The organism is Nonlabens sp. Asnod3-H03 (assembly GCF_045063665.1).
Classification (GTDB): Bacteria; Bacteroidota; Bacteroidia; order Flavobacteriales; family Flavobacteriaceae; genus Nonlabens; species Nonlabens ulvanivorans.
Window position 1 is genome coordinate 1,909,614 of sequence record NZ_JBEFOD010000008.1, and the last position, 12,935, is coordinate 1,922,548.

Genomic DNA, 12,935 nt, shown 5'->3' on the forward strand with positions numbered 1-12,935 from the left:
GCCGTAAGTTAAGAAAAGAGATTTGAGTATTTTGCTAGTTAAAAGCAACTATTTTTGAATAGTAGCATCTTAATAAAAAAGACCATGAAACAAATACTTTTCACCCTAATAGGAATAATTCTTTTGATCAGTTGCGACTCTAGCGATGATGCAGGAAATGTTTTGACAAGCGACATTGTAGGAACCTGGCAATTAACGGCAAATCTGTCTGATCCTGGCGATGGAAGTGGTAGTTTTCAATCGGTTAGTAGTAACAAAACTATAACCTTTAATGCAGATGGTACATTTACATCAAATGGAGACGTTTGCGATATGTCCATAACGACCAGTACAAATACTAACGGTACTTATAACACTACTGACAAAACGATTAACGCTAATTGCGGCACTACTAACTTGCCTATCTCCTACACCATCGATAATCTTACTATGGATATCAGCTATTTTTGCATAGAGGCTTGCCAGTCTAGATATAGAAAGATTAACTAGTCTTTTCTATAAGCGGCAGTTTTCTCAAAAACTACATCCAAAATATCAATATCTACCTGTTCTAGAGTAAGACCGCGCCTTTTCATCACCACGTCTGCGACTTCATAAGCCTTATTAGTCTTGTAAGTCATATTACCTTGCGGTCCACCCCAATTGAAAGATGGGATAAAATTGCGAGGATATCCTGCACCATAGATGTTAGCGCTCACGCCTACAACAGTACCTGTATTGAACATGGTATTGATTCCACATTTTGAATGATCACCTAACATAAGACCACAGAATTGAAGACCAGTTTTTGCAAAACGACCAGATTCATAGTCCCATAGTTTCACCTCAGCATAATTGTTTTTGAGATTACTCGTGTTAGAGTCTGCACCTATATTGCACCACTCGCCTAATACACTGTTTCCTAAGAATCCTTCGTGGCCTTTATTACTATACCCAAAGATGACTGAGTTATTTAACTCGCCGCCAACTTTAGAATGAGGTCCAACGGTTGTAGGTCCATAAATTTTAGTTCCTAATTTAGTCGCACTGTGCTCTAATAATGCAAATCCACCACGTATAATACTACCTTCCATCACCTCAGCATTTTTACCTATATAGATAGAACCGCTACTTGCATTAAGAATTGCAAAATTTAATACGGCGCCTTCTTCTATAAAAACACGCTCTGGATGAATGACTTGGACGTTATCTGGTATAGGCTGGCTTGTTCTTCCTTTTGTAATCAGCTCAAAATCTGCTTCTAGTGCTTTTCCATTTTTTGAGAAAATATCCCAGGTATGATCAATCCCATCACAATCACCTTCAAAAAGGACTTGTGTTAATTCAATGGTTGGTGTATGAACTGCTGTGGCACGATAAGCTACAACGGTATCGTTATACATTAGTTTTTGTCCTAATTTCAGTGCGTTTATTGCTTCACATAATTCATTTGTCGCAAAGATATTTCCCGCAATAACGACGTTATCATTAGTTTCAGTAAGTGGATATTTAGTCTGTAGGTAATCTTCTGTCAGATGACTAACGTTAGTATTTAGCCTTTGCTCCCATTTTTCTTTTAAGGTTAAAATACCGCAACGTATGGCGCTGGTCGGTCTAGTATACGTAAAAGGTAAAAGAGCTTTATGTTTATTAAAGTCGGCTAGAATGTAGTTCATGGGACGAAATGTTTTGCGAGTGCAAAGGTAGAGATTTTGGTTTGTTTAGGTACTGGGTTTTTAGGTTGTAGGGTTACTAGGTATTTTAAGTTTTGATTTAAATTTAGTTTTAAGTTTAAAAAGTATCTTAGCACCATGCTCGGAACTAGAAAACGTCATGTAGTAATAGCGATAGGTCTTCTGGCTCTACAAATACTGACGTATTATAATCTTAGAAATTTCCCATCATTTATTGAAAAATATTACAGTAATGGGATATATCCATATATCTCTAAAGCCATGCGCATTGGATTAGGTTGGATTCCAATATCCTTTGGTGACCTGATGTACATCGCAGGAATTGTAATGATATTAAGATGGTTATGGATATCAAAGAAGGATTTAATTACGCTTTCGCGGAAGCGTTATACGCAACTCCTATTTTCATTAAACATCATCTTATTCACTTTTCAAGTTTTATGGGGATTTAATTATTATCGACAACCGCTGAATGTGACACTAAACATTGAACGAGAATATACCGTTGATCAACTTAAGAAAACAGTTACCAGATATGCTGACTTTTCTAACGAGTTACATCTTCAACTACAACCTGTAGATAGTTTACCTGTTGCTTTTAATCGAACACAAAAAGAACTATTCAAAATCGCACCCAGCGGATTTGAAAAGTTACCACAACCGCAATTGAAACAAAAATTAAAACCAAATAGCATTAAAAAATCCTTACTCACCATGCCGTTAACCCATATGGGATATAGCGGATACCTGAATCCTATTACTGGAGAAGCTCAAGCTAATGCATGGATCAATTGCTATAAAACACCTGTGTTAATTTTGCATGAGATGTCTCATCAATTGGGATTTGCAAAAGAAAATGAGGCTAACTATGTAGCCATTCAAGCTGGTCAGAATCACGAAGATTTACATTTCCAGTATAGCGCAAGCATTTTTGGGTTGAAGTATTTATTGAACGATCTATACACTAAAGATCCTAAAGCTTTTGAAGAAATAAAAGATCACCTAAGGCCAGGTATTTTAAAAAACTATCAAGAACTGAGAGACTTCTGGGCACCATATGATGATAATGTTATTGAGCAAGTATCACAAGCTACTTACAATCAGTATTTAAAAGCTAACAATCAACCCGATGGGATGAAAACCTATAGCTATGTCGTATCGTTGCTCGTGAATGGATAAAGTATACTGCTCAAATAAATAGTAAAATTCAAGCAGTATACTAAAAAGTAAAGATGGCTAGTTCTTTATAATTTTAAAATCACTTTTTAATCCATTAATATCTTCGATGATTAAATTATATAATCCGCTAGGTAAATGATGAATCGATATTCTTTCATTTGTAGATTCCATAACTTTTCTTCCCATCATGTCATATAATTCAACCGTATGTATTAATTCTGGTCCTTCAATAAACACGAACTCACTAGTTGGATTGGGATAAACTTTAAATGGTAGAGTTTCTAATGCTATATCACTGTTTGATAAAGTGCTATTATAATTAAAGGTAGTACGATAATTAGGTGAAAAGATCATAGCTGCAGAGTCATATTGAGACTCTGTTGAAGTTAATACTTTACTGACATAAGGACTTTCATCATATATAAAATCGATACCCGTTTTATCTTTAAAAGGATGGTCTAATGTGCTAAGCTGTATACTAGTATCAAAGTTCAAATCGATCTTATAATCCTGAGATGGGTTACCTATAAAAGTTGATAGTGTAGAAATTCTATTTCCAAAGGTGTCTGAGGTATAGGTTTCTCTATCTGTTTCATTCCAAGTAGTACCATCCCATTCCTCATAAATTCTATTAGTGCGTTGATTACTTCCGTTATAATTTATCAAATCGCGTTCACCTAATACCCATTGAGAACCTACCCAGTATTCTATTAGAAATTGTGTGATATTAGAACCACTATAAGACAAAGTAAATCGCTCTTCAAGATCGTACTGTGAACCGTTCCAAACCTCTATAATAGCAGTAGTTAAAACACCATTAGTATAAGTTACAGTAAATCGATCACTAGGTACCCAATTAGACCCTACATATTCTTCAAAAACCTGACTAATCAATTGATTTGATGAGTTATAAGAATACGTAATCCTATAGCTATCTTCATACTGACTGGTTGTACTATTGTAATTCTGCTCTAAAACCATCGTAGCAAGACTGTTAGCATTATAAGAATAAATAGTCTGGTAGCTTTGTTGCCATAAAGATGTAGATGTGTCCCAAAACAAATATTCTTCAGAGGTTAAATTACCATTGCTGTCGTAGGCATAATTATTTCCCGAACTATTTATCCACTGGCTGGACGCTGTATCATAATACTCATCTATAGATGAAAGTAATTGGTTTTGAGCAACAAGTAAGGTGCTGAACAAAAACATAATAATTAAAGTAAAGTTTTTCATAATGAACTGATTTAAAGTGTTTTTCAAAACTACATGGAATTGATTATGCAGGTAATACCCCATATAGGGTATTTTTTATCCTCGTATTTACCAAAAGTGGATGTGAATTTTCTGTAGTTCTTAACACTTTTTAAGAATTGTAGATTAATGGAATACCTATCTTTAAAAGCTAATTTCAAAAACTTTATTAATGAAACGAGTTCTACTACTCTTATTCCTTGTATATGGTATGGCCAGTGCACAGGAATACTTCCCTAATAATGACGACATTTCTGCACGTGGTGAGGTGGTAGTTGCAATTACAAATGCAACTATAGTGACACAACCAGGTACCGTTATTAATAATGGAACTATCATCCTTAAGGATGGTAAAATATCGAATATAGGAAGCGGTATAACCGTTCCTACAGGAGCAGTTATTCAGGATGCAAATGGAAGTTACATCTACCCATCTTTTATCGAGCCTTATGCAGATTTTGGAATGGAAAAAGCAAAACGTGCTTCAGGTAGCGGTCAGCAATATGATGAGAGTCGTCAAGGTTACTACTGGAATGACCACATCCGTGCAGAGCAAGATGCCCTAGACTTCTATAAATATGACGAGAAAGAAGCTAAAAAAATGATCGATGCTGGTTATGGTGCAGTGCAAACACATATGAATGACGGTATTGCTCGCGGTTCTGGTATGCTAGTAGCTCTTAATAATAACGGTGATGACGGAATGAGAATTCTTAAAGAAGAAAGTGGAAGCTTTTTCTCATTAAAACGTAGTGTTCAAACTAGACAATCTTATCCTACTTCATTAATGGGTACACTGGCATTATTGCGTCAGACTCATTTTGATGCAGACTGGTACTCAAAAGGAAATAGTGCTACACGCGATCTATCTCTTGAAGCTCTAGTCGCAAATAAAAACTTAGTTCAAATTATTGAAGCTGGTGATAAGAAGAATGTATTGCGAGTAGATAAAATGGGTGATCGTGTCGGCAAACAATTTGTAATTGTAGGTGGTGCAGACGCTTATGAAATGATAGACGATATTAAAGCAACTAAGGCTTCTCTTATTCTACCTATAAATTTCCCAGATGCCTATGATGTGACTAATCCATATCAAGAATGGTACGTGAATCTAGCTGATATGCGTGAATGGAAACAAGCACCAGCAAATCCTTACTTATTATCACAGGCTGGAATCAATTATGCCATCACTAGTCAAGGATTAAAAACTCCAGATAAATTGATGGAGAAATTAAAAATGGCAATGGAATACGGACTTACTGCAGACCAAGCTCTTGCAGCATTAACCACAAAACCTGCACAGATTTTGGGCGTAAGCGATATGGTGGGAACTCTTCAAAAAGGGAAAGTCGCTAACTTTATTATGACTTCTGGGCCATTATTTGAGAAGGATACTAAAATTTATGAAAATTGGGTTCAAGGTTCTAAACATGTGATTAAAGACCGTCACCGTAAAGATATCGACGGATCTTACACGGCTCTTATCGCAGGAGACACATATAAAATGGATATCTCTGGAGATGCTAAAAAAGTAAGTATCAAAATAGACAGTACTAAATTAGGTGGGAAAATCGCTTATGATGGTAATTGGATTACTATTACCGCTTCTCAAAAAAATGCAGATGACAAGACCTTCACTAGAATGATCAGTAAAGTATCTAAAGAAGATCGTTTGACAGGTACTGCATACCTAGCAAATGGTAATGAAGTTTCTTTTACCGCAACTAAAGATGTTGAGAAAGAAAAGGATGAAAAAGAAAAGGATGAAAAGAAAAAGGAAACTAAAACTTTAGGTCCACTCACCTTTCCAAATGTAAGCTATGGAAGTGCTACAAAACCTCAAGAAGAGACTATACTGTATCGCAACGCTACTGTATGGACTAATGAGAAAGATGGAATTTTAGAAAACACAGATGTTCTGGTTAAAAATGGGAAAATATCTAAAATAGGTAAAAAACTTAGTGCTAGTAACGCTAGAGTAATCGATGCTACAGGAAAACACCTAACTAGCGGTATTATAGATGAACATAGTCACATCGCAATAGATAATGGTGTCAATGAAGCAGGACACAATTCTACTGCCGAGGTTACTATTGAAGACGTAGTAGATCACGAAGATGTAAATATTTACAGAGATCTTGCTGGTGGAGTAACTACTTCACAACTTTTACATGGTTCTGCAAATCCTATAGGTGGACGTAGTGCGATTATTAAATTGAAATGGGGCTATTCTCCAGAAGAAATGATTTATTCTGACAGTCCCAAGTTTATCAAATTTGCATTAGGAGAAAACGTAAAACAATCGCGTTACCAGAATGGTGTGCGTTTCCCACAGACTCGTATGGGTGTAGAACAAGTATTTGAAGACTACTTTACTCGTGCAAGAGAATATGCAGATTCTAAAGGAAAAAAGAACTTCCGCTATGATGAAGAAATGGAAGTTATTCTAGAAATTCTTGAAAGTGAGCGATTCGTTTCTTGTCACTCTTATGTGCAGACAGAAATCAACATGTTAATGAAAGTGGCTGAAAAACACGGTTTCCGTATCAATACATTTACACATATTCTAGAAGGTTATAAAATGGCCGATAAGATGAAAGAACATGGTGTAGGTGGATCTACATTCTCTGATTGGTGGGCTTATAAATATGAAGTCAACGACGCGATACCTTATAACGCAGCCATTATGCATTCTCAAGGTGTTGTAACCGCTATCAATTCAGATGATGCTGAGATGTCTAGACGTTTAAATCAAGAAGCGGCAAAAGCAGTAAAATATGGAAACGTCAGTGAAGAAGATGCTTGGAAATTTGTAACCTTAAACCCTGCAAAACTTTTACATATCGATGATCGTACAGGAAGTATTAAAACAGGAAAAGATGCAGATCTGGTTCTTTGGTCAGATAATCCTTTATCTGTTACGGCAACCGCAGAGGTTACTATGATTGATGGGATTGTGTTTTTTGATAAGGAACGTGATTTACGCTTTCGCGAAAGCATAAAAGAAGAACGCCAGCAGCTTATCAATGAGATGATCGCTGCAAAGAATAAAGGGCTCAAAACACAAGAGCCAAAACAATCTACTAAAACTCTTTATGAGTGTAACACGCTAGAATGGTAATCATGAAAAGAATCATATATATATTATGCGCTGTAGTAGGATTTACCGCAGCAGCACAACAAACTCCAGCACCTGCAGCAAACAAGTCATATACAATTATGAATGCTACAGCACACATAGGTAATGGAGAGCTTATAGAAAATAGTGTCATCGTTATAGAAAACGGTAAAATTACCACAGTTGCAGATGCTACAACTGTAAAAATGCAACCAAAAGGAGAAGTCATTAACGCCAGCGGATTGCATGTTTATCCAGGAATAATCGCTTGTAATACAACGTTAGGTCTAGTAGAAATAGATGCGGTAAAAGCGAGTGATGATGATAGAGAAATAGGAACTTATAATCCGCATATACGTAGTTTAATTGCATATAATGCAGAGAGTCGTGTGGTTGAAACCATGAGGCCAAATGGTGTTCTTATTGCGCAAGTAGTACCACGTGGTGGTCGTATTTCTGGTCAGAGTAGTGTGATGCAAATGGATGCATGGAACTGGGAAGATGCCGCAGTACGAGTGGATGATGGTGTACATATCAACTGGCCTAGAACTTTTAGAAGATCTGGTAGCTGGTATGAGCCAGGACCTACTATCCCTAGTAAAAACTACGATAAAGAAGTAGATGAATTGACTCAATTCTTAGCTGCTGCGCGTGCTTATACAGGAAGTGGAAAGAAAGATTTAAAGTATGCTTCTTTAAAACCAGTGCTTGCAGGTAATGCAACGGCTTATATACATGTGAATGGAGAAAAAGCGATACGCGACGTTTTAGGATTTGTAAAAGAACAAGGTTTAAAAAAAGTCGTTCTAGTTGGTGCTCAAGGTGCTCAAAACGTGACTAAAGAATTGGTAGCGATGAACATTCCAGTTCTTGCAGGTAGAGTTCACGATTTACCAGCCAGAGATGATGCCGACTATGACATGCCTTACAAGTTTCCTAAATTGTTAAGTGATGCTGGTGTGTTAGTCGCATTAGAGAATTCAGGAGATATGGAACGTCACCAAGCTCGTAATTTCCCATTCTATGCTGGACATACGGTAGGTTTTGGAATGGATCCAGAAAAAGCTTTGCAGCTTGTAACACTTAACGCTGCAACTGTTTTAGGGATTGAGAAAGATTATGGATCTCTAGAACAAGGTAAAAGCGCTACCCTATTCATCTCAAAAGGAGATGCCCTAGATATGCGAGGTAATCAACTCACTCGTGCTTTTATTGATGGTAGAGATATTTCATTGAACACTAGACAGAAGGATTTAAACGATCGCTATATGGAGAAGTATAGTAAGCAGTAGAGTTATTTTTTAATTTTTAAAGCCAGTCCTTTGTGACTGGCTTTTTAATATCCAACCATGAAATACTCCATCAACAACGAAAAAACAGTCTACAACGGCTTCTTCAAAGTCCTAGAAGCTCAAGTGACTCACGATAAAATCAAACAAAGTGGTTCTATAGAAGCTACACGCATTTGTTTAGAACGAGGAGATAGCGTAGCGGTGCTTATTTATGAAACGGATACCGATAGTTTTTTATTTACCAAACAATTCAGATATCCTAGTGCCAGACGTAATCATCCGTGGATGTTAGAACTTGTAGCTGGATCTGTAGAAGAAGGAGAAAATCCTATGGATTGTGCACAACGAGAAATTGAAGAAGAAATAGGTTATGAAACTAATGAACTGGAATTGATAACCACTTACTTCCCATCACCAGGTGGCTGTTCAGAACAAATCCATTTGTATTATACTGAGGTCAACAGCTCTCAAAAGACTTTAAAAGGTGGCGGAGCTGTCTCTGAAAAAGAAGATATTGAGTTGATTAAAATAAAACGATCTGATATTAAAATACACCTTGATGAAGGTGCTTTTAATAATTCCATTTCATTGATAGGAATTCAGTGGTATTTATTAAATAAAAGATTAGCCTAGGGCAACTTTTGAGCGATGTAAAAAATTACAGCTCCGGCTACATAGCAACCTATATCCCAAACGTCTCTAGTATATCGTTCTGAGTTTAAGGGAAGATAGTATTCAAAATAATAAGAGTATAAAACCACTAAACTTATAAGGCTTAAAACACCTATTCGTAATTGATAATTCTTTTTTACCATCCATAGTACATGAAGACATATAGTAGCGATGATAGGGATGACCAATATATCATTAAGATAACTAAAAATGAATGGATAAGATTCGTACTGTACTAACTTCATGAATTGAACAGCAGCATACATCACCATGCATATTAATGCTACAATATGCAATGTTACTAAAGATACCTTCTTTATCATGTAGCTAACAACGCTATTAACCACGCCAGAAACATTCCAACAGCCATAACTACCATCCAGATAGAATGAAGTACTTTATAAGATCCACTAATAAACCAATATGGACTATGCTCCCATTTTTCAATAAAAGACTTTTTATTTAGTACCTTCTTAGCGTCTATATCATTAGGTTTGCTTGTATTAGGATTTTCCTTTGAATTGCTGGAATCATTTTGAAGTAACTGTTTATCTCTCATTGTAGTCTACACTATGATCATAAATTTATTTATCAATCACTACAGTTTTAATGTTACAAAACTCTCTGATACCAAAATGTGATAATTCCCTACCATAACCAGAAATTCCTGTTCCGCCGAATGGTAATGCTGGATGACTCGCAACCTTAGAATTTACAAATACGGCACCATCATCAAACCTAGAGACGAGTTTTTCCGCTTTTTCTACATCTTGTGTAAATAGAGATACTCCTAGACCAAATTCGGAATCATTTACTAATTCAACAGCTTCATCCTCATTTTTAAAAGTTCTTACAGCCATTAAAGGACCAAATGTTTCTTCCTTAAATACAGGCATATCTTTAGTAACACCTGTTAAAATAGTAGGTTCAAAAAACGCTTTATCTCGCTTTCCTCCTAGTTCAAGGGTTGCGCCCATTTCTATAGACTTATTCATAAGATCTTCTAACTCTTCTGCAAGATCTTCTCTAGACATTACTCCTATATAGGTTTCATCATTTTCAGGATCTCCTACTTTTAAATCTTTTACAGCAGTTTTGAATCTTTCCATGAACACATCTGCAATATCTTCATGTAATAAGAGTCTCTTACCTGCTATACAGCTTTGTCCCGTATTTTGATAGCGTGCAGCCACACAGGTCTCGACAGATTGTTCGATATCTGCATCTTTAAACACCACTAACGCATTATTCCCACCTAATTCCAAAACCGTTTTTTTAATCTCACTTCCTGCAGTTCCGGCAACAGCACTACCTGCAGGCTTTGATCCTGTTAAGGTTACTGCTTTAACTATAGGGTTTTTGATTATATTTTCTACAGCTTTACTACCTATTACTAGGTTTGTAAAACAACCTTTCGGAAATCCAGCATCAATAAAAATATCTTCCATCAATACAGCACTACCCATTACACTACTCGCATGTTTCAACACACCTACATTACCAGCCATTAACGCGGGAACTATAAAACGCATCACTTGCCAGAATGGATAATTCCATGGCATCACTGCTAGTACGACTCCTAATGGCTCATAGGAGACATAAGATTTAAAATGATCTGTATCTACATATTCATTTTTAAGATGACTCTCCGCATTAGCGGCATAATACTCACACAGCCATGCACATTTTTCAAGCTCGCTGCGTGATTGTGATATGGGTTTCCCCATTTCACGAGTCATTTTTAATGCATATTGATCAGTATTTTTGCGCAATAAACCTGCAACTTTTAATATAAGATTGGATCTGTGTTCATAGCTTGTTAATCGCCATTGCTCAAATTGATCTTGTGCCGTTTGTAATTTATGCTCTATAGTTTTTGAATTATCTTCTTGATATTTTTCGAGCTCTTTACCGTTATATGGATTAATAGTTTGTATCACTTTTTATTTTAAAGATACTGATTATTGAATCTAAAGAAGGCAAGATTTACACGAGTTTAACGACTATAAAATTAGTGTTGATAAGGTTGTTGAGAAACTACGCTTCCGCGAAAGCGTAATAAACACAAGCCTTAGTAACTTTAAAAAACCTTCTATCATGAATAATCGAGACGAATATCTAGTAGCACTAAGACCTGAGATTCCTAATGCACGAGTAAGTGATGACATGTCTATTGAAGAACAATTTCAAAATAGAACACTAAGACCCATTGCAAAATTACAGCACGATTTATTAATAGCCGTTTTTCATAATTATATCAAGAAACATAAGAATGTGTTTTTTGGGCTGACCTCTAATAAGCGTATAGATTATATCGAGAATGCTGTAAATCGAGATCAGAAATTCCGCAACTCTCTTAAAGGTATCATTATAGGTCAATTCACTGTAAATGAATATCTTGCATATATTAAGAACTCTAGTGCTCTTAACAAGCGTATGATGAATTTAGTACGTGAAAGATTGATAAATAGTATTCAACTTTTTGAACGTCCACCAGTAGAATTATAAAAGTTTAAGTATACATTTACATAGGATAGCATAATGATTATCCAGTACTTAAAACTTTATATATCATGCTTAAAATCAATGCGGTAAATAAGTGTAAAGAGGTTATACAAAATAGTATAGACCGCTATAAAGTGCGTGTTCAGGAATTAGGCGATTCGCTAGCAGACAACGATGCCAGTAATGATGCCGAAGATGATGATGGCTCTGGTGAATTAATGGCCGATTTTGAGCGATACAACAATCTTAAAGATGAACACGAGAAGTTAAAGAGAGCTTTTGAAAATATCTCTTACGGTAGTGGTAAAACGGTCGTGACGGAAGGTGCTCTAGTCACTACTGACTCAAATATGTTTTTAATAAGTGTCTCCTTAGGTGAACTGATAACTGATGAAGGAGATAAATTCTATGCTATATCTTCTAATGCGCCTATCTATGAGGCTATGAAGAATTTAACGGCTGGTGATTCTTTTACTTTCAACGGTATGACTCGTAAGATTTTTAAAATCAATTAAATTAAAGATTCACCATTTAAATCTGTCGTTAAAACATCTGTCATATAATCTAAGAATGGTCTAGCTGTTTCAAATGACTTATTGATTTTGTCAAAGAACTCTGGACTCTGAATTTCATGATCTGTGAAGCTTTTCAAAAAGTGATAGCTTTTAAATCTTATCAAATCAATATCTGGATGTGTCTTATCAAAATTTCTCGGAGCCGTCTTTAACTGTTCTCCTTGAAAGGTTCCCCATGTTTTCAAAAATTGAGGCTCCTCGATAATATCTCTTAATTCTTGTGCGTCTACCTCTAACTCCTTACGTACTCTTAAAAGATCTTCTTTCTCTGGACCAAAAAAACCTACTCCTATCAAATGATTACCTGGCTTTATACGCATATAATAACTGCCACGGCGCTCTACACCAGCACGCATCCAGTTAGCGCTTCTATGTACTTTAAAAGGCGTTTTATCTTTTGAAAATCGAATATCTCGATAAATTCTATAAGTTTTAGACTTTTCAATTACATCATGCTGATTTAGCAAGTCGGTAATTTCATTAATACTGTTTTTAAAAGCACTATCTAGTTCCAAGAATTGAGGTTTGTGATTCTCAAACCATGGTCTGTTATTATTCTTTTCTAGTGAAGAAAGAAAGGTAAGAAGTTCTTTATGTATCATAAATTAAAGATGTAAAAAAACCGCTTCATTTAACTTGAAGCGGTTTTTAATAAAAATAAGAATAT

At 35.8% G+C, this 12,935-nt stretch carries 13 protein-coding genes; 7 read left to right on the top strand and 6 right to left on the bottom strand.

Going from position 1 to position 12,935, the window contains the following annotated elements; all coding sequences use genetic code 11:
• The first annotated feature begins 84 nt into the window (after positions 1 to 84).
• Positions 85 to 489, top strand: a complete 405-nt coding sequence (locus tag ACJJVI_RS11920) for a lipocalin family protein (protein WP_052408566.1) — start codon at positions 85 to 87, stop codon at positions 487 to 489.
• Here the strand turns inward: ACJJVI_RS11920 and ACJJVI_RS11925 are convergent.
• Complete coding sequence (locus ACJJVI_RS11925) at positions 486 to 1,655, bottom strand: GlmU family protein (protein ID WP_405352121.1); 1,170 nt, start codon at positions 1,653 to 1,655, stop codon at positions 486 to 488. The genes ACJJVI_RS11920 and ACJJVI_RS11925 overlap by 4 nt on opposite strands.
• A 135-nt stretch (positions 1,656 to 1,790) precedes the next feature.
• Here ACJJVI_RS11925 and ACJJVI_RS11930 point away from each other — a divergent pair, with 135 nt between their 5' ends.
• Complete coding sequence (locus tag ACJJVI_RS11930) at positions 1,791 to 2,852, top strand: DUF3810 domain-containing protein (RefSeq protein WP_405352123.1); 1,062 nt, start codon at positions 1,791 to 1,793, stop codon at positions 2,850 to 2,852.
• 57 nt (positions 2,853 to 2,909) lie between these two features.
• Here ACJJVI_RS11930 and ACJJVI_RS11935 read toward each other — a convergent pair whose 3' ends face one another.
• On the bottom strand, positions 2,910 to 4,088 hold the full coding sequence (locus tag ACJJVI_RS11935) for a T9SS type A sorting domain-containing protein (protein ID WP_042248846.1): 1,179 nt from the start codon (positions 4,086 to 4,088) through the stop codon (positions 2,910 to 2,912).
• 190 nt (positions 4,089 to 4,278) lie between these two features.
• Between ACJJVI_RS11935 and ACJJVI_RS11940 the strand changes: the two genes are divergently transcribed.
• From ACJJVI_RS11940 to ACJJVI_RS11950, 3 genes are read left to right on the top strand one after another with little or no spacing between them, the layout of a single operon-like run.
• On the top strand, positions 4,279 to 7,227 hold the full coding sequence (locus tag ACJJVI_RS11940; protein ID WP_405352125.1) for an amidohydrolase family protein: 2,949 nt from the start codon (positions 4,279 to 4,281) through the stop codon (positions 7,225 to 7,227).
• Positions 7,228 to 7,229: 2 nt separating this feature from the next.
• Positions 7,230 to 8,516, top strand: coding sequence for an amidohydrolase family protein (locus tag ACJJVI_RS11945; protein ID WP_036582003.1), 1,287 nt, complete (start codon positions 7,230 to 7,232; stop codon positions 8,514 to 8,516).
• 57 nt (positions 8,517 to 8,573) lie between these two features.
• Entirely contained in the window at positions 8,574 to 9,149 is a 576-nt protein-coding gene (locus ACJJVI_RS11950) for an NUDIX domain-containing protein (RefSeq protein WP_405352127.1), read from the top strand.
• Here ACJJVI_RS11950 and ACJJVI_RS11955 read toward each other — a convergent pair.
• The 3 genes from ACJJVI_RS11955 to ACJJVI_RS11965 are packed head-to-tail and all read right to left on the bottom strand — an operon-like array spanning position 9,146 to position 11,128.
• Complete coding sequence (locus ACJJVI_RS11955) at positions 9,146 to 9,511, bottom strand: hypothetical protein (protein WP_152565664.1); 366 nt, start codon at positions 9,509 to 9,511, stop codon at positions 9,146 to 9,148. The genes ACJJVI_RS11950 and ACJJVI_RS11955 overlap by 4 nt on opposite strands.
• Positions 9,508 to 9,747 (bottom strand): hypothetical protein, encoded by a 240-nt coding sequence (locus tag ACJJVI_RS11960; RefSeq protein WP_405352130.1) that lies wholly within the window; start codon positions 9,745 to 9,747, stop codon positions 9,508 to 9,510. The genes ACJJVI_RS11955 and ACJJVI_RS11960 overlap by 4 nt, the downstream gene beginning before the upstream one ends.
• A 25-nt stretch (positions 9,748 to 9,772) precedes the next feature.
• Complete coding sequence (locus ACJJVI_RS11965; protein WP_405352132.1) at positions 9,773 to 11,128, bottom strand: NAD-dependent succinate-semialdehyde dehydrogenase; 1,356 nt, start codon at positions 11,126 to 11,128, stop codon at positions 9,773 to 9,775.
• Between the two features lie 157 nt (positions 11,129 to 11,285).
• Between ACJJVI_RS11965 and ACJJVI_RS11970 the strand changes: the two genes are divergently transcribed.
• Positions 11,286 to 11,696, top strand: a complete 411-nt coding sequence (locus ACJJVI_RS11970; protein WP_036580753.1) for a hypothetical protein — start codon at positions 11,286 to 11,288, stop codon at positions 11,694 to 11,696.
• A 65-nt stretch (positions 11,697 to 11,761) separates the two neighbouring features.
• Complete coding sequence (locus ACJJVI_RS11975) at positions 11,762 to 12,208, top strand: hypothetical protein (protein WP_036580755.1); 447 nt, start codon at positions 11,762 to 11,764, stop codon at positions 12,206 to 12,208.
• Here the strand turns inward: ACJJVI_RS11975 and ACJJVI_RS11980 are convergent.
• Positions 12,205 to 12,870: a DUF2461 domain-containing protein gene (locus tag ACJJVI_RS11980; RefSeq protein WP_405352134.1), complete on the bottom strand. Its 666-nt coding sequence runs from the start codon at positions 12,868 to 12,870 to the stop codon at positions 12,205 to 12,207. The genes ACJJVI_RS11975 and ACJJVI_RS11980 overlap by 4 nt on opposite strands.
• Positions 12,871 to 12,935 lie beyond the last annotated feature (65 nt).